Source organism: Pseudalkalibacillus salsuginis, assembly GCF_021646685.1.
GTDB lineage: Bacteria > Bacillota > Bacilli > Bacillales > Fictibacillaceae > Pseudalkalibacillus > Pseudalkalibacillus salsuginis.
Genome location: NZ_JAKJHW010000002.1, coordinates 794,878 through 813,621 on the forward strand (window position 1 = coordinate 794,878; position 18,744 = coordinate 813,621).

General features: G+C 45.1%; 14 protein-coding genes. 5 read left to right on the forward strand and 9 right to left on the reverse strand.

What is annotated here, in order from left to right; genetic code table 11:
• Window positions 1–122: 122 nt before the first annotated feature.
• The 6 genes from L1611_RS08930 to L1611_RS08955 form a co-directional block, all read right to left on the reverse strand.
• Entirely contained in the window at window positions 123–929 is an 807-nt protein-coding gene (locus tag L1611_RS08930; RefSeq protein WP_236312719.1) for an alpha/beta fold hydrolase, read from the reverse strand.
• 67 nt (window positions 930–996) lie between these two features.
• The gene (locus L1611_RS08935; protein WP_236312720.1) at window positions 997–2,529 is read right to left on the reverse strand and encodes a SagB family peptide dehydrogenase; all 1,533 of its coding nucleotides are present in this window, start codon (window positions 2,527–2,529) and stop codon (window positions 997–999) included.
• 21 nt (window positions 2,530–2,550) lie between these two features.
• Complete coding sequence (locus tag L1611_RS08940) at window positions 2,551–4,497, reverse strand: TOMM precursor leader peptide-binding protein (RefSeq protein ID WP_236312721.1); 1,947 nt, start codon at window positions 4,495–4,497, stop codon at window positions 2,551–2,553.
• On the reverse strand, window positions 4,494–6,398 hold the full coding sequence (locus tag L1611_RS08945) for a putative thiazole-containing bacteriocin maturation protein (RefSeq protein ID WP_236312722.1): 1,905 nt from the start codon (window positions 6,396–6,398) through the stop codon (window positions 4,494–4,496). Before L1611_RS08945 ends, L1611_RS08940 begins: the two co-directional genes overlap by 4 nt.
• A gap of 135 nt (window positions 6,399–6,533) precedes the next feature.
• A complete protein-coding gene (locus L1611_RS08950; RefSeq protein ID WP_236312723.1) occupies window positions 6,534–6,818 on the reverse strand; it encodes a heterocycloanthracin/sonorensin family bacteriocin in 285 nt (94 codons plus the stop codon).
• Window positions 6,819–7,556: 738 nt separating this feature from the next.
• Window positions 7,557–8,732 (reverse strand): S8 family peptidase, encoded by a 1,176-nt coding sequence (locus L1611_RS08955; RefSeq protein ID WP_236312724.1) that lies wholly within the window; start codon window positions 8,730–8,732, stop codon window positions 7,557–7,559.
• A 318-nt stretch (window positions 8,733–9,050) separates the two neighbouring features.
• Here L1611_RS08955 and L1611_RS08960 point away from each other — a divergent pair, with 318 nt between their 5' ends.
• The 3 genes from L1611_RS08960 (at window position 9,051) to L1611_RS08970 (ending at window position 12,198) form a co-directional block, all read left to right on the forward strand.
• Window positions 9,051–9,992, forward strand: a complete 942-nt coding sequence (locus L1611_RS08960; protein WP_407681715.1) for a DMT family transporter — start codon at window positions 9,051–9,053, stop codon at window positions 9,990–9,992.
• Window positions 9,993–10,079: 87 nt separating this feature from the next.
• Window positions 10,080–10,208, forward strand: a complete 129-nt coding sequence (locus tag L1611_RS08965; protein WP_236312726.1) for an FbpB family small basic protein — start codon at window positions 10,080–10,082, stop codon at window positions 10,206–10,208.
• 382 nt (window positions 10,209–10,590) lie between these two features.
• Complete coding sequence (locus tag L1611_RS08970; protein ID WP_236312727.1) at window positions 10,591–12,198, forward strand: bifunctional metallophosphatase/5'-nucleotidase; 1,608 nt, start codon at window positions 10,591–10,593, stop codon at window positions 12,196–12,198.
• A 70-nt stretch (window positions 12,199–12,268) separates the two neighbouring features.
• Here L1611_RS08970 and L1611_RS08975 read toward each other — a convergent pair whose 3' ends face one another.
• The 3 genes from L1611_RS08975 to thiM all read right to left on the reverse strand — a co-directional run bounded on the left by L1611_RS08975 (window position 12,269) and on the right by thiM (window position 16,337).
• Window positions 12,269–13,192 carry a S66 peptidase family protein gene (locus L1611_RS08975; protein WP_236312728.1) on the reverse strand — a complete coding sequence of 308 codons (924 nt, stop codon included), beginning with the start codon at window positions 13,190–13,192 and terminating at the stop codon, window positions 12,269–12,271.
• Window positions 13,193–13,407: 215 nt separating this feature from the next.
• On the reverse strand, window positions 13,408–15,138 hold the full coding sequence (locus tag L1611_RS08980; RefSeq protein WP_236312729.1) for an alkaline phosphatase D family protein: 1,731 nt from the start codon (window positions 15,136–15,138) through the stop codon (window positions 13,408–13,410).
• A 377-nt stretch (window positions 15,139–15,515) separates the two neighbouring features.
• Window positions 15,516–16,337, reverse strand: a complete 822-nt coding sequence (thiM, locus tag L1611_RS08985; protein ID WP_236312730.1) for a hydroxyethylthiazole kinase — start codon at window positions 16,335–16,337, stop codon at window positions 15,516–15,518.
• Between the two features lie 315 nt (window positions 16,338–16,652).
• On the opposite strand from thiM, the gene L1611_RS08990 reads away from it, so the two are divergent.
• Both L1611_RS08990 and L1611_RS08995 read left to right on the forward strand, forming a co-directional pair.
• Window positions 16,653–17,456, forward strand: coding sequence for a DUF4931 domain-containing protein (locus L1611_RS08990; protein WP_236312731.1), 804 nt, complete (start codon window positions 16,653–16,655; stop codon window positions 17,454–17,456).
• A gap of 2 nt (window positions 17,457–17,458) precedes the next feature.
• Window positions 17,459–18,649 (forward strand): winged helix-turn-helix domain-containing protein, encoded by a 1,191-nt coding sequence (locus L1611_RS08995; RefSeq protein WP_236312732.1) that lies wholly within the window; start codon window positions 17,459–17,461, stop codon window positions 18,647–18,649.
• Window positions 18,650–18,744: the final 95 nt, after the last annotated feature.

Below are 18,744 nucleotides of genomic sequence, written 5' to 3' on the forward strand. Positions count from 1 at the left end.
CTGTCCCAAAACAATAGTGTCAGACACCACCACACAACATTTTGTTTCAAAAACACACTTTTTCTCAAAATGTTGCTAGGGACGGTGAGAGTCAGACACTAATGGGACAGCCCCTTATCCTTTTATAATGATTGTACGAACTCTGTTACGACCTCGTTGAACACTTCAGCTTCCTCTAGGAATGGACAGTGACAGCTGTCTTCGAATACGACCAGATGGGAATTTTCGATGTGTTCATTCAAAAACACACCTGCTTCGACAGGAATCAGTTTTTCCGCTCTCCCGAAACAGAGCAGGGTCGGCACCTTGATGTTTTTAAACTGATCGCGATAATCGACCACCGTCTGATCGAACAGGATTGCACTTGCGACAGACTCCGGAAGCTTCGTAGTTTCCTCCAGCATCCAATTGAAATCTTTTGGATCAAGCTCTTCCTTGAACATGAGCGGTATGAACTCGGTCAGGAAGCCTACCCGATTATTCTGCACTTCCCGCATCAGATGGATCAATGTCGGGAAATCGAAAGTACCACTCGGAAAATCTTCCCACTTGAAGTCGGAGGCCAATTCATCGACAATGACCGTTCCTTTGACATTGTCATCACCGAACTGCTGCAAATAATCCCATACGACGAATGCTCCCATCGACCAGCCGACAAGGACAACATTCTTCAGCTCCATTTTTTCAATGAAACTGTGCAGATCCCTCGCATAATTCGCCACAGTATGGCCATGGTGTACTTTCGCCGATTGACCGTGCCCCCGCATATCCAAAAGGATGATACGGTGATCCTTCCTGAAGTGCTCGGTTTGATTCTTGAAGAAGCGGCTGCTCATCCACACCCCATGGATGAATAGGACTGGTACCCCTTCCCCCACATCTTCATAGTACAATTCCACCTGATCTTCTTCTACACTGATATATGGCATCAAGTAACCCCCTTCATTTTAAATTCCATCATTCCATTCTATTAGTCCAAGCTGGTCAAATATGCGTTCAAATCAATATCCCTTTCAGCCAGGGGCGTGGTTGGTGGGTTCCAATCGGGATCTGGATAAGACTCGATTTTTTCCCTTCGAATCCATATAAAGTATCGGACATTGCCACATCGAATCCGAGTAATGGATGTCCTCCCATATCGAGTGCAGAGGCTGCTAAGAGTAAGCGCTGAATGAGCATTCCGGCTTTCATCTGTTGGATACGGTAGCCTCGATAACCCAAGTCCTCTTTCAAATGATCTACTGAACCGACGATATGCAGGCAAATCGGTACTTGATAGAGGTTCACGTTATGGGCGGTCATCCCTGACTGCAAGCGAAGGCGTAAATCGCCCGACCGGATCAGCTCTAGAGAGTGAGCTGAGGAATTGTAGCGATATGCCCCATCCGGAATATCTTCAACATTGTAAAAACAGCCATATAGTTCGATCTTGTCGCCAGAATCACCCAAATCGTTCTGGTTGATAAAGTTTTTTGCGACCTCTTGCAGGAGGATTGATAATTCCCGTTGAGTCACCTTTTTCATGGCAAAGTCCATATCAGGCGAGTAACGTTTCCGGCAAACGGTCGTAAAATCGTATTCTAGGCGGTCGTGTTGGGGCAGAAAGATGGTTTCCCCCTCTTCTTTTACAGTTTCCGTGGTTTTGTTCGGAGAAAAGCATCCTATCGAGTCGAACATCGCTGCTTCATTCATTTTCGTAATCATCGGATAATCCAGGATATTTTTCGAACGGATGAAATAGTCAGTTTCCAATTCCGGCATGAGATTGATCAGTCTATCAGCTGAAATGTCACCCTTTCCTCCCGACAACAACCCGAATTCCGGTTTATGGGATAGCGGGATGACAGCATAGATACTTTCCTCTTCCTCTTTCAATCCAAGCAGGTGGTTGACGGCACGGTCGAGAAACTGGAAAAACACATAGGATGAATACCCGAAGCGTTTCCCCAATTCAAGGATCTGGCCGATTAACGCACCAGCATCGAGCCCTTGTAATCGATAGGCGAAATGATTGTACTTGAAAAAGTTTTTCCAGAACATCGTCGTCACGAAAACCGCTCCGAAACAATTTTCAATGTTACAACGCCAACCGAGCGCTTGAGTAAGATAGCTGTCGAAACTGCCTTCCCTGAGCATTCCAAGCCTGTGATGGGCCGCATCATAATGATAGACGCCATCCGCCAACCCTTCTACTTTTAAATAGACGTACACTTCGTTCGGATACAATCCTCCTCCCGAGGGAACGAAGCGTCGCAACTGTTGCAGAAGGTCTGGCGAGTCCATGTAGATCGACTCCGAGAATTGGGTAATTCCATAAGCGTGCCAGAGGAAAGTGCCGATCGTTTCGAGTGAAGCCATTGGTTTCCTGCCAGACGCTTTCAATGGAAGTTGGGTAGAAAGAGGGATAGTTGGCAGATCCCGATAAAGTTTATACGGCAAGGGTGCATCCTCCCAATCGATCTCAAAATCCGGAGGTTTCACCTGATCGATGTCATAATGGAGATTATGGAGAAACTCATCAAGGTTCACCCTTCACCCTCCTTTCGCTGGTCATGGGAATGGATGTGGATGTGGATTAAGCTGGTCGTACGTCAGCGGTCGATCATAATAGCCGAGCTCTGCTGGTACGGTTAGAACGCGTTTCAGCCCTTTCACCCGGGTAAGGTCATGACCGAAAGTCATCGGCAGCATGCCTGGGATCAATACTTTTACGCAATGCAATCCATTCCGCCTAATTTCAGCTGTCGTCTGATCCACAACGATCACATCAAGCCCCAAATTCTTGAATGCGTCTAGGACTTTCTTCAGGTCTTCTGTCAGATCACGGTGATGGGTTTCCCAGTGGAAGGCTTCAGCAAATGACTGTACCTGGCGATCTTCATCGAGTAAAAACTGGAGCCTTCCTTCAGCCTCTTTCAATCCATAAAGCATGCCGTGATCATCCATCGTATTAACTTGCGAAGAATCCTGATACAATTTCACATAGTTACTTTTATGGGACTCGAATTTATCTTCAAGCGACATCACCATTCCTGCCAGTTCGTAAACCGCACTCTTCACCGCTCTTATCGGATCAAGGTGGGCACCCGCTGCACAGAGGAGGTTCATCCCTTTTTGCTTCCGGTTTTTGACCAGCGCCCAAACACTCGGGATCCCATGCTCCATCGTGGCATTATACAGGTGAAAGTCGTACCCGCCGATTTCCTTCATCCGTCCGATCATCAAGTGCAATTCCTTGTCGTCAGCAGAATAAGGGTCCAGACGTGGAAGATTCAGCTGGGCATACCAGGTCATCAGGAAGGCATCACGCTCGATAACTTCCATGATCCCATGAAAGACCGCTTCCTCAAGACTACCACCGAGCGCGCACCCATTCGATGTTTCATAGACGAACCCATCCCCGCATCCCAAACTGTAATAGGCAAGCCGTTCAGGAACAAGGATCTGGCGGTCTTGTAAAAACGAATGGCCCCATACCCAGTTCATTTTTCGATCAGGATTGAACTTCTGGTAAGGGAAATCTGGCTTGTCATAATGTTCATCCTCATGAACCCCGACCTCCAACGGATCCAACGCATGGTGTCCAAGATGCCGATAACTGTCAAAAACCACGGTCCTCTTCCCGCGGGCACCGATTCCACAGGATCGTTCCAATGCTTCTAAAATCCCTGTCATTTCACTCAGCTTATAGGAATACGTCCTCCCACCTGTCCCCTCACTTCTGCTGAAAAGCGGGAGGTTCACGATGACATCGGCGAACACCGTCACAGAATCATACATCTTATGATTCGTTATCCCTGTCCGGGTATTGAGGTAATCGTGTTCCAAAACCTTCTCCAGATCATCCATCGACCTTGTTCGGAAACTGCCCGGACTCACTTTCGGACTAGGCTTCAGTGTAATACGTGCACTTTGTTCAGCATCCTCCGGGAGATTGCTGCAAACCGGACACACGGCTTCTGGCAAGATAAAGCGCCATGATCCCTCCAATGTTTTCATGTTCATCAAATAAATGTGATCGGCAGATTGTGGGTCGTCTCCCTCGAGCGCCTTTTTCGCTTCCCCTGCAATCAGGTAAGCAAGCTGTAAGAGGCCTGTATTAGAGGACCAGGGATCTGGGGAGAGACTGTCTTCGTGTGCCATCCTTTGTTCCCTCAACCCCCACATCTCCGGTGTCTCACGACCAGCAACCAATAATCTGGTGTCAGCACAATAAGAGCATCCTTCCTTATCGGGTTGGACGAGTGGGCCGATCACACCTTCCCCGAATGAAAGGAACCCTCTCAACCATGGAATACGCAGATGCCGGAACACATTTTCTGCCTGCTGATGTACAGAGGGGACCCATGTATCGTGGAGAACGAGGACCAATTCGGTCATTTCCGGTATATCTTCTTCGATTGAGGCACGACGTATGACTTTAAAATCTATATCCAGCCTTTCACAGACTTTGTCAACGAGCATGCCGTATCCAACTACCAGCACTATGTCCCTCACAGTAATGGGGCCTCCTTCCTTAGCATGACACCGAGTAAGACCGCCTGTTCTTTTTTCAGCAATGGTTCCATCGGTAACGCAAATACATTGAGCGTTCTCCTGCTTTTACTTAATACCTCCTTTGCATCCTGAAGACTTTCATCCACATCTGACTGCACAACCTCAAACTCTGCCAGATTCTTTTCATTCACAGCGATGGAAGGATGTTCAATCACCAACGTATGGATATTGGTTTGTTTGTTCTGCCCTTTCATGACTGCATGTTTAAGTACATTGCGGAGGGCAGTCGTACGATCTAGACCGACACTTCCGTACCAACGGTCTCTTACCTCAATCCATATGACTGGAAAACCAGCCACTTCTCTTCCAGCAAAGATTCCCGGTTCTTTTCCCATCGTTTTCAAGGACTGTAAAAGAAAGCTGCAATGGTCATCCTTGATCGCCTTTACATGGACCGGGATAACCGGGAACTGATGATTCTCTGCTTGGGTCCGCAGCTCCTTAAGAAGACATTTTTGCAGGCCACGGTACACACCCTCCGAATTCGTTTCTCCTGCTCCAATTCCGATCAATGTGTCAGAATCACTCGGCTGCTGTAATTCCTCCAATAACCTTTCGCCATAGGTCTCTAAACCGATCAATCCTGCCTCCCGCCGGGCCTCTTCATGAGTGAGGCCGCCGCAAATTTCGGCTGGTAAAAGTTCAGCCGGGCCGTCTGAGCGGGGATCAATTACCTGGATTTCACATTGTGACAACGGGATTTGATTTAAATCACCTTCCTCCCAGCGATGGAAGACCCCTGAAACATCAGAAGTCATTTGGGTGAGAGCCATGAACAAATTACCCGGTTTTCCTTTCGACCCTTCCAATAACTGTTCTTCCTCCAACCATTTAACAGGTTCAAGCTTACGCGGTTTCGGTATAAAAGTATGCCACTTTCCTTCCAGAGTATAAGGATCCAGCAGGTAGAATTGCAGGCGGTCCCTACCAGCAACATCTGTCAGGCTTTTGAACATTTCAAAGGAACATAGATTGGTGAGCATCGCTCCAGCAGTAGTGGAATAGGACTCTGATACCCGTTCTTTTTCAAATACGGTTTTGTGGATGCTTTGCCATACAGACGACCAACATCCTTCTGAACCAGGTTGGATGACTGGACCAGCAACACCAAGTCCCTCTATAAATACAGCGGGGATGAACATCTTTCTCCCTTTTTGACAAGCGGATTCAACTGTACGCAGTTCCTCCAATTCGCCCTGTTGGGAGACGTACAATATACAATCAAAGGGCTCGATGACATCGTTCCAGGAGTTCCCGCTCTCTGCCTGAGAGATGATTTGGATCGCTACGTCGGGATCTGTTTTCCGTGCATGCGTTACCAGTTCGGACAATCGCTTTCGATTCGTCTGCATCGTATCAGTGATCAAAAGGTGGAATTTCGGCAACCCGGACTCAAGCAATGACGAAACCAATGAATGGAAGATTGGTCCGGAACCGATTGCAAGAACTTTTGCTTTCCGGTATTCCTGGAAACGATAAGCCCCTGAGCCTCTGAAACTGTTCAGAAACTCGATTTGATGAGCATACTTTTTCAAGATTTCCTCTTCCAATTGATGAGGGCTGTCTTGACTCAAATCCCGTAAGAATCCATTCTTGTACAAGGTTTCTGTAATCTCAAAAACCCGATCCCTGTATGGCCCGGGCAATCCTTCCGTCATCTGTTCCAATGTAAAATCACCGTTGTACATCGGCAGCAATTTTTCTACCCACTGATCGATTGACTTACCTTCCATCTGAAACGAACCCGCGTTGTTCCTGAAATACACACTGCCTTTTGGATCAGGCAGAAAGAAAGTATCCCTGTTCATTTTCATACGCATCGAAGGGCTTAATCTCATCATTCCGCTCCTCCTTTACCCGAGAGCTGTTCTGAATGCTTCATATGAGTTTATGTAGGTCAATTTGTCTTATATGCTTGATAGACGAAAAGAACCCCAGCGTTGAAACTGGGATTCTTCTTAAACGTTGACCAATTATCAGCCGCCGCACGGACCACCGCATCTGCCACCGCATCTGCCACCACATCTTCCACCACAATGGCCGAAACATCTGCTGCACGGGCCGAAGCATCTTCCGCATGGACCGAAACACCTGCCACACGGACCAAAGCAAGAACCAAAGCATGGCCCGAAACAAGGGCCTACGAATACACACAAGCGTGACTCATCTTCGTACTCTTCATAATAATCACTCGGGACAAAGTCATTCGCATTATAATCGCCAATGTCCAGCCCTTGAAGATCTTGTCGGAACTCTTTCATTGCCTTTCCCCCTATCCTTCATTACTGGAGTTGAGTGTAAAATAAAAACAAGAGATTGAGCTTTTACTCTCTTCAACACAGTATGATGGAGGGGTGGGCGTTGTTACTGATCAACCTGTCTCTATTTAATAAAGATTTTCAGGAAGATAAGGACAATTGATGGCTCTACGATTAGATTTTGGACTTCCGACCTAAAGCCCTTATAAAAGCTCCAACACCCAGATCAGCCACGAAGGTCACTGGAAGTCCGACGGGGAGGCTCGAACCAAACAAAGTTCGGTTCTGCGTGGGTAAACATTTCGACCTAAATCAATGTGTCGACCGCCGCAGGAGGACTGAAGTGATCCGAGTGGTTGGGCGTTGGAGCTAGATATTTCTTCACCGCAAGAAAATTTTTTATACTCTCTTATCCTTTAAGAAAAATCCAAGGAGAAAATGAAAATCTCCAAGGGTTTATCGTTCTTATGTTTTTTCTGAAACATGCGGTCCTATCCTCAGGATTTACAGGACAATTTACCCTCATTTGTGACAAAAAGAGTGGACATCTATACCGCTATTTTGGTAAAAGGAGGCTGATTTTTAGTTTCCCCGATAAATGTACAGTTAACGTCGTTAAAAGTAGTTTTTCCGTCGTTAAACTCCTCAATTTCGTCGTTAAACTCTGAATTTCATCCAATAAGGTATCTGGTGTCCTCTATTTTTTGTAAAGCATGGGGTTTTGAGCCACCATTAACTTGCTTATTGTGTTACAGCGTTTGCTGCGTTTACCCGTCCATTTTGGAAAAGTATGCATGTACCAGTCACCTCAACTGCTGTTTCCTCAAGGGCTGTACGGATTTGTTCGGCGCTTTTACCCTGGGCTGCAAGCAAACCTGCTACACCTGCTACGAGGGGTGAAGCCATCGATGTACCTGAATAGGTGGCATACCCACCGTTTGGAATCGTTGAATGGATGTCGACACCAGGAGCTGCGATATCCACCCATAATCCGTAGTTGGAGAAGTAAGCAATCGCATCATTTTCATCAGTCGCTGCTACCGCTATGGCGTTTTCGTAATATGCCGGATAGCTGGGAAGCGGTGTACTTTCGTTCCCAGCAGCAGCCACTACGACAGAGCCTTGTTCCCATGCATAGTTGACGGCTGCTTCCAACGTCTTGGATCCGATTTTTCCGCCAAGGCTCAGGTTGATCACTTGAGCACCCTGATCGGCAGCATAGCGGATACCTTGTGCGACGTCATCCATCGTACCGCTGCCATCCGCATCCAGCACACGTACTGGGAGAATAGAGGCTTTAGGTGCCATTCCGGCAATCCCCTCACCATTATCCGTATTCGCTGCTGCAATCCCGGCAACATGAGTGCCATGTTCATTCTCATCGATCGCATCGTTATCATCATCCACGAAATCATAGCCTTGCAGTACTTTTCCGTCCAAATCTGGATGATTGTAGTCAACTCCAGTATCTATGACGGCAATCTTAACCGATGGATCGCTCAGGGTAACATCCCAGGCTTCTTCTGCACCGACTTTTTGTGGGGCATATTGGAGCGAATGATAGGCAGGATCGTCAGGTATATAGCTTGCATGGAGTTCGACGTTTGGTTCAGCAAACGTTACAGCATCAAGAGCTTCGAGTGCCTCGACTGCTTCTGAGACATTGCCATTTACTTTTACAACGAAAAACTCATCGGTAGCATCAACGATTTCACCATCAATTCCAGAGATGACTTTCTTTGCGACTGAAGTGATACTTGAGTCTTTCGTATGGACGATAATCTCTTGTGGTGCTGACTGCTCAGTATTAGAGGTAAAAGAAGGTGCTTTTTCACCAGAACCTTCAGCAGACACTGGTATTGCCATGGATGCGACAAGGGATATGGATGCCGCAAAAGCCACGAAACGCTTTAACATAGAATCACTCCCATATGTATTGACCTATAAAGTTGTAAGGTATAGCGAGTGGATTCTACAGAAATCTGCCTATTCCTTTAAAGTTATTCTGAAATAATGATATCCTCCTACATGAAGAAATCAACATCTTAATCTTTGAGTAGAAATGACTATTCCCACCCACGAGTAAACCGTCATTTTCTGACTACAAAACAGGGAGTATATTCTTTTTCTGAAATTAAAAGGAGAATGTGTTGATTCGTACCCCGAAACATTTCTTTTGACTACCTGTTTTGATAGGAGTAACATACACTTATCATTCGAACAGACAGGAAAGAGATGAGGGCTTTGTCTAAACCAGCAACCTATATCCTATTACTCTTGCTTATGATGATCTGGGGATTCAATGTCATAGCCATCAAACTGGTCGTCGAGTACTTTGAACCGGTCACAATAACCGCTTTCCGTATATTGACGGCTGGGATCGTGGTCCTGATTTTTTTAGCTTCCAAAAAGGAATTCCGCAAAATGACACGTCAGCAGCTTGTCTATGTTACGATCGGCTCTTTGACAGGGATTACTGGTCATCACTACTTTCTCTCGATGGGCCTGACGATGACAACAGCTTCGAATACGGGTCTTATCATCGCCCTGGTTCCGTTGATGACTTCTCTCCTCGCGATCGTGTTCCTTGGTGATCGGTTGACGCTCTTAAGGTTCATCGGTATATTCCTCGGCTTTATCGGGGTTTCTTTTATCGTATTGAATGGTGCAGGAGAACTTTCAAGCATCTCTCGAGGGGATTTTTATATTTTCCTTTGTGTGCTCGCTCAGGCTGTCAGTTTCATCTATATCAAAAAAGCGACGGAAACGATGGATGCGAGACTCATCACATTTTGGATGCAAATCATAGGGGCCGCCTTCTTGTTCCTTATCAGCCTGAAAGTTGAACCTCAAGGTCTTGAAAGCCTGACGACAGGTAAGCCTTGGATCTGGGCTGTGTTCGCTTCATCTGCCATCTTAGCGACTGGAATCGGCCATATGTTTTATAATCGTGCCATCCATCAGCTAGGTGCAGGTGAAACGGCTATCTTCATCAATCTTACACCGTTCTTCTCGTTGACTGGATCGTATCTATTTCTAGACGAAACGATTGCGGCCGCCCAGCTCTTCGGATTCATATTCATCGTTTCAGGAGTTGTTTTGGGGACAGGTGTGTTAGAACATAGAAACTATTATCAAGTGCGGAAAATAAAAGAAAAACAAAGTGACCTTTCATGATTGAATGAATTGTCACATAATTTTAAAAATTATCATGATTATTAAAAAGGAATAGGTGGTACAATAGCATTGAAGGAGTTGATGACAATGCGTAAGCGTAAAACCTCATTTAAACAACTAGTCATAGAAAATAGAAACAACTTGATCAATAATCCACAAGAGATGGAAAAGATCGAGATAAAGCTTGAGAAGAAGCAATTGAACAAGACATCCTAGAAACGTAAAAAGGGGCTGGCCACGAGTACGAGGCAGCTCCTTTTTTGTATACGTTTTATAAATTAGCATGTCATATCAGACCTTACACTGTCGAGAGCAGCATCCCAATTCGGAAAATAATACAATGCGTATTTCATCAGTTCTGGGTTGGACTTCTTGACCTGTTTCTTTCGGAGGGGCTCCACTCTTCAATGCTCATACTAGATCCCATTATATTCCTCCCCTGATTGTTTCCTCCCATTCTGCTCTGCTCAACACCTATAATCAACGGCCTTGCTGCCAAATTTTTTGGCCTATCATTTTTTACACTTCTGTAATAGAAGTTGAACCTTCTATTAAAATTTGCTTGCTAATCTTAATAAGTGATAAGGAGGTTAAAAGAATGATAGATTTCAGAAAAATAATACCCGCTTTCCTATTATCGTTTTCGTTGGCTTGTACATCTGTATTCGCCGGCACTCCAGAAAAAAAGCCTTTAGGCCCTAGTGAAGAAAACAAGTATATTCCCGTACAGCTTTTAGGTATCAATGACTTTCACGGTCAGATCGATGTTTATCAAAATATCAATGGACGGAAAGCTGGTGGAGCTGAATACTTGGCAGCTTACATAAAAAAGCATGAGAAAGACAATAAAAATACTTTGCTTGTCCATGCTGGTGATGTTGTTGGTGCAAGTTCTCCTGTATCTTCCCTTCTTCAGGACGAACCTACGATCGAAATTTTGAATGAAATCGGTTTTGATGTCGGTACAGTCGGTAATCATGAATTCGATGAAGGCGTCGATGAAATGAAGAGACTGATCAATGGCGGTTCCCATGAGGTTACCGGAGATTTTGAAGGAGCTGACTTCCCGTATACTGTCGCTAATGTCAAAGATAAGATTACCGGGGAACCGATTCTCCCTCCTTATGTCATTGAAAGGGTAAATGGAATACAGATCGGTTTCATCGGAGTCGTCACTACCGATACGGAAAACATCGTCCTTCCAAGTGGAATTGAAAATGTGGAATTCACAGATGAAGGTGAAGCGATCAATGAGGCTGCTGAAGAATTAAAAGAAAAGGGTGTAAAATCCATCGTTGTACTTGGACATGTGCCAGCATCCTCGAACACGGACGGGACAAATCCTTCTGGGGAATTGGCAGAACTAGCCCCTGAGATCGATGATGAAGTTGATGTCATTTTCGGCGGCCACAACCATGCTTATTCCAATGCTCTAGTTGACGGTAAATTGATTGTCCAGTCTTATTCTTATGGCACGGCTTTTTCAGATGTCGATTTGATGATCGATCCGACAACGAAAGACATTGTTAAAAAGCAGGCTGAAATCGTGACCACTTACCATGACAGCATTACTCCGGATGCAAAAGTGAAAGGAATGGTCGATCACTATAAAGAAGAAGTCGGACCACTGATCAACGAGATAATCGGTCAAACATCAGAGCCCATTACAAGGAAATCAGATGAAAGCGGTGAATCACCACTCGGAAATCTAGTAGCTGATTCCCAACGTGCCGCTATGGAAACGGACTTTGCTTTCATGAACCCTGGCGGTATACGATCCGACCTCGATCAAGGAGAAACCACATGGGGCGAGTTGTATACAATGCTCCCATTTGGCAACAACCTTGTGAAAATGACATTGACTGGTGATCAAATCAAGAAATTATTAGAACAGCAATGGAATGGTGAAACCAAACGAATCCTCCAAATTTCCGGCTTGAAATATACGTGGGACAAGTCTGCTCCCGAGGGTGCAAAAGTTCTTGAAATCACAGATTCAGAAGGAAATCCGGTCGATCCGCAAAAACAATATACAGTAACCGTCAATAATTATATTGCTACTGGCGGGGACGGTTTTACGATATTGAAACAAGGAGCTAACCAGGAAACAGGACCTCTTACCTTAGATGCAATGATTGACTATGTGGAAAATCAGGGCAATCCTATTGAAGCTCCCGTTACAGATCGCATTCAAGTAAAAGAATAAATACGAGTGTCTGTTTCCCATTTCTTTGGGACAGGCACTTTTTCATTTCCAGGAAGTTTTTGCGTTCCACTCAAGGCATGACTGTCGGTTCTACGACGGTCAATGTACGGTTGATCGTGTCCATAAGCACCTTAGCCCCGATCGGAATTGCAGCTTTAAACATCCCATGGCCAGAAGCGAGATTGGTCATAAGCGGCTTCCCGAGTGGTACCAGGAAGTCATTGATCAGATCTTCGTATGTCTTCCCATACGCTACCGGACATTCAGTACATTCACCCATAATGATGCCAGTACAGTCATCGAATTTCCCTGCCAATCGTAAGTGTTCAAGATAACGGTATACGGTATTGACCGGTTCATGCGTGTCTTCCAAGAAAAGGATTTTACCCCTCGTATCGATTTCAGCCGGTGTTCCGAGCAAGCCGACAAAAGCTGTAAGGTTCCCACCGACGATCCTTCCCGATACAATGCCAGGAACCCTTCCCACCAATTGCATGCCAGGGGGGTTCGTTATTTGCCGTACTGGTGAAAAAGTCGAGGTCATAGTATAGAACTGGTTGATATTATACGGTGGAGTTTCCGGCGTGAAATCAATCAGCATCAAGCTATGAAAGGTTAATAGATCTGCAAACTGGTATAGGACATTCAGCAGGACAGTGATATCACTATATCCTGTAACAATCTTAGGATTCTGTTTGATAAGATTATAATCGAGATACGGAAGGATGCCTGCTACACCGACTCCACCCCGTGTTGGTAAAATCATTTTCACTTGCGGGTTCTGGAACATGCTCATCAAATCGGATGCCCGCTCTTGCGGGGAGCCGGCAAGAAAGCCGTCAACATCGTAAACATGATTACCGACGATGACATTGAACCCCATGTTTCTTAACGTACTGATCCTGGCATCGATCACTTCTCTTGCTAATGGACTTCCAAGGGTAACCACTCCAATCGTGTCCCCTCTTCTCAACATCCGCGGTTTCATCACCATAGGTCCACCTCCAAAGTCACCCTTCCAAACACGGAAGAAATGAACTAACTCCTATCATTTTATGGCGGAGTTTTTGAGAAGTGCCTACTTATATTCCATTTTCCGTGTTGTAGATCATTTTTTATTTTTGCCGTTTCAGTGCTTATTTTTAGATCATTCTGCTTTGCATAAAAAAATGAACTAGCCTTTTAGAAAAAGCTAGTCCACTCTTCATTCTACCGATTTCCAATTTTGATTTTATTCACTTGTTTTTCATGGGCTTTTTCCTGGGCTTCAATCCGGTCGCCTTCAACTTCAGCAGATTGTTTTTTCGTATTGGACAATGGTTGATCAACCTTCAGTTTCAAGCCAGGTTCATTGTGCTTGATTTCGAAAACAGCCCGGGTAGCAACCGGTGCACCAGGTTGGCTGACATATGGTACAACACGGTAATCAGCTGTCCACTTTTGAGGCGTTATCGTGCAACGTACGTAACCTCGGTGATCATTGAAAAATTTGATATGTGGATTCTCAGCCAGGAATTGGGCTGTATCTTTCCGTTTATCAGCTCCGTCCCCGCCAGAGGTGATGGAGGTTCCGACAAATTCAGAGCCAAGAGTTGCTGAGTCAGGGGCATTATAGTCCTTTTTGATATCCCCAGCCCAATTAGCATGTACGTCACCGGTCAAAACGACAAAATTTCCGACCTGGTTTTCACTGATAAAATCAATGATACGTTCACGGTTAGCCGCATATCCATCCCAGGCATCCATATTGTATTTAGGTGCATCTGCAGTATTAAAGTTCAATTGATTGAAGAAAACCTGCTGGGCCAACACATTCCACCTGGCTTGCGACCTGCCGAGCCCTTCAAGCAACCATCTTTCCTGGTCTTCACCAGTCAATGTACGATTCGGGTCCATCGATTCTTCACTTGGAGGTTTTATTCCATCGTCATTCGCTTGATCATCACGGTATTGCCTGGTATCAAGCACATTGAATTCAACCAGATCACCGTATGTAAACCGACGATACAGGTTCATATCCGGACCTTGAGGGATGGATGATTTTCTCAACGGCATATGTTCATAGTAGGCTTGGTAAGCATTTATACGACGCTGGATGAATTCTTCAACGGATTGTCCTTTTTCAGGAATTTCATCGGCATAGTTGTTTTCAACTTCATGGTCATCCCATGTTACGATCCAAGGACAGGCAGCATGTGCAGCTATCAAGTCTTTGTCGCTTTTATATTGGGCCAACCTGTTCCGATAATCATCAAGCGTGATGATTTCCGGGCCGTTGTGGGTGCGTACATTACCTGTTTTGGAGATATATTCATTTGGGCCGTATTCATAAATATAGTCGCCGAGATGGAAAACCAGATCGAGCTTTTCTTCCGCCATGTGGCGGTAAGCGGTGTAGTAGCCGTGTTCGAACTGTTGGCAGGAGGCGAAAGCGAAAGTCAGTTTGGATAGAGGTTGTCCCGGTGCAGGCAGTGTTTTGGTTTTCCCGACCGGGCTGATTTCGTTACCTGCTTTAAAGCGGTAGTAGTATTGTTTATTCGCTTCCATGTCACCAACTTCTACATGTACTGAATGACCGAGTTCAGGGGTTGCAAGCTCCGTTCCTTGCTGCACGATTTTTCGGAAAGCTTCATCCTCAGCCAATTCCCATTGGACCGGTACATTATAATTCGGCATCCCCCCGCCATTCAGTGGTTCCGGAGCAAGCCTTGTCCATAACACCACACTGTCAGATAACGGATCACCAGAAGCAACCCCCAACGTGAAAGGATAACTTGTAAACTGAGGAGCAGCTTCTACTCTCAAATTGTTCAAGGGCTGTGTCAGTGCCATACCCAAACCGACAACTGCCATTTTACTCACCTTGTCCAAAAAATCCTTCCGGTTCATCGACCGATGCAATAATTTTTCAGGATCCTGAAACAAATCTTTTCGGTTCATCAGAAAATCTCCCTTCAGTTTATAGGTACACTTGGGATTATAAGATGGTTAATTAAAATCAGTATGAATTTCCGATGAACTTCATTTAAAAAAGAAATCGACAAGCTTCATAAATATCCCTACTATTGGACTGCCTGAAACGTCTCAGTCATCATTGAAAGAGTTCGATTTTTAATCGATTATGGAAGTAAGTGGGGATTATATAGGGAATGTTTCTTGCAGGTTAGTGAGTCATTCGACAACTTCACCTGAATTTTTCCATATACAGTCCCTTTATCATTTATTTACAAAAGAATTACACCGGATTATCAGACAACACATTTTCAGCAAAGAGTCCGTTCCCTTACACCAGTCCCTATCCTATTTTTTGTACGACATTAAAACGGATGAAACGATCGCTCCACGATCGAAGCAAGTTTCTGGATATCCTCAGCAGAAACCTGTGAAAGAGCATTCAGGAATTCGACCTGGAAGCTCCCTGGCCCTTCACTTCCCTTTCGTTCAGCAGCAATTTCAGCTGCTACCCCATAGCTTGCTACAGCCGAGGTTGCTGCCTTGACCATATCTTTTTCCACTGCCGAAAAAGCCCCGATGACTGAACTAAGCAGACAGCCTGTCCCAGTGACTCTCGTGAGCATAAAATGACCGTTCCGTACCACATAAGCCTTATCACCATCTGAGATGACGTCATCCGCTCCAGTAACTACTACTACAATCCCGAGCTTCTCTGAAGCACTTCTTGTTAGTTCGATAACATCACGGTTCCTTTCCCCAGCATCTACACCTTTTATCGTCCACTGTTCTCCGATCACATTGGCCACTTCTGCAGCATTTCCCCGTAAAATCGAAATTTTGATTTCGTTTAAAAGTTTCTGTGCGGTCTCTGTCCGGTAAGGTGTCGCCCCTGCGCCTACTGGATCAAGAATGACGGGGACGCCATGTTCGTTCGCTGCCTTCCCGGCGATGATCATCGACTCGACCACAGTCTCATCTAATGTGCCGATGTTGAGAACAACCGCTCCTGCAATCTTGGCCATATCTGCAACTTCCTCTTTCGCATACGCCATGACAGGTGATACCCCTAAAGCTAACAGACCATTTGCGGTAAAGTTCGTCACGACGATATTCGTGATATTGTGCACCAGCGGCTTTTCCTTTCTGACCTTATCCAAAGTATAAGTAACAATGTTCCTATCCATTTCCTATCAACTCCTCTATCAGTCTACTTTCCACAACTAGTCCATGGCTAATCCGAATTCGACCACTACGTTCGTCCTGTAACTGCCTACTCTTGGAGGAAGCAAAGAATAGAACCGGATTCAAGAATCATAACTGAAGTGTTTCTTACCTTAGAGATGATGGACCACGTTCAAAGGTCATAATATCCTAAATACGTTCATTATAGAAATGGATATGTTCATGGTTTTTTGCCGATGGTATATAAAAGAAAATGCCTGAGCATGGACGAACCGAATTGATCAGCCGTATAATTAGGTAGAAGATGTTTTTTTAATATGAATGAACACGATGGTGATATTATGAAAAAGGATACGATTCTGAAGTTTGATAAATTGATCGCCCGTAAAAAACCGAATAACATCCATCAGGAAAAACCTTGTCCTTTTTGTGTGTCAGAAGGACTTTCAGAAATTTTAGAGACACAGGACTCGATCATCCTTGTGAAGAATAAATACCCTGTAGTCCAAGATGCATTTCAAACTGTGCTGATCGAAACGGACGATTGTGAATCTGAACTTTCCGAGTATTCGAAACCTCATCTTTATAAACTGATCCGATTCGGAGTCAAGAAATGGTTTGAAATGGAGGAACAAGGAAACTATAAATCTGTTTCTTTCTTTAAAAACTATGGTCCACTTTCAGGAGGATCCGTCCGTCACCCGCACATGCAGATCATAGGCTTCCATGACGCAGATTACAGGGAAAACCTGAAGGAGGATTATTTCAAGGGAGATGAAATCCATTCTTTCAACGGGATCCAACTAAACCTATCGACGATGCCGATGATCGGTTTTACCGAATTCAATATCGCCATGGATGATGATCTTACCGGAATCGATCAGGCTGCGGACTATATCCAGAAAACTGTACACTATATCCTTCATCATTATAATGACAAAGGCTGCTCAAGCTATAATCTCTTTTTCTACCATTGGCTGGATAAGATATACATCAAGATCGTCCCCCGATATCCAACAACCCCATTGTTTGTCGGTTATGGCTTTCGCCAAGTTTTCAGCGATCCATATGTTCTGATTGAGGATTTTCAAAAGCATTCTTTTAATAAATCAGGGGGATAGTCATGACAGCAAAATTTCCTGTGGAAAAATCTGCTCTGCGCAGATTCCTTTTATCTAAACAAGCTTTATTGGAGGCAGGTTGTTCGGACGCATTACAAATGGTAAAAAAACTTGAATGTGTGCAGCTTGATCCTGTCTCTGTCGTGGAACGAAACCAGCATTTAGTACTGGCTTCACGTATTCCAGGGTATGAAACGAGGCATCTGGATGGTCTTTTAGCAGAAGGAAAAGTGTTCGAGTATTTCGCGAATGCAGCCTGTGTCATCCCGATGGAGGATTTCCCGCTGTTCGAACCGACGCGTAAACGAATCCAGCTGAAAGTTGCTGAATCATTGGAAAAGCTAGGGCTTGTGGTAGACGCAGTGATCGAGCAATTGAGATCAGAAGGACCGCTTCCTTCCCGGGCTTTCCAATCTGAAAAACGCGTCCACGGATACTGGGACAACAAGCTACCAAAGACGAAAGAAACTTCGCTTGCGCTGAATCTGTTGTTGGATTCAGGCATTATACGAGTTGTGAGAAGAGATCGGACAGAGCGTTATTTTGATCTTACAGAACGGACAGTCAGCTCAGATCTATTGGAAAAGACCCGAGCAATGGAAGAAGAAACAGCCCGGAAAATGCTGATTGACAAATATCTCAGAGCCTATAGTGTCTTTGAACCGCGTGACCCCAGATTCGGATGGCAAAAATTGAAAGCTGTCGAACGGCGTGCAGAAGTTGAGCGGAGAGTCGATGCAGGAGCCGTCATCCCACTTGAAGTTGACGGAACAGAACGGCAATATTACATGCTAGCTGAAGATATGGATGAGCTCGGACAGTTTGTTGGTGATGGTAAGTCGTTGGAAGGTACTGCCACCTTTTTATCCCCGCTCGATAATCTTTTATGGAGCCGGGAGCGTATCAAGGATTTATTTGAATTCGATTATAAGTGGGAAATCTATACTCCTCGCTCTAAACGGAAATACGGCCCCTATGCGATGCCGATCCTATATGGCGATCGCCTGATCGGAAGGATGGATCCGCAAATCGATCGGAAAAATGAAGTGTTGATCGTCCGCTTGTTGCAGCTGGAACCCTGGGTGGAGAAAACAACCGAGCTGCGTGATGCGATCCGAAATGCACTCGAAGCTTTCGCCGCCTTTAACGGTGCAAAGGACATCCACCTTGAACAAGCCGACCTTAATATCTAGTTTTCAGGATATTTTCAAATGTCGAGATAATTCTTGAGTTGTCGAGATATTTTCATAATTGTAGCGTTTGACCCTTTAGTTGTTGAAATAAATGA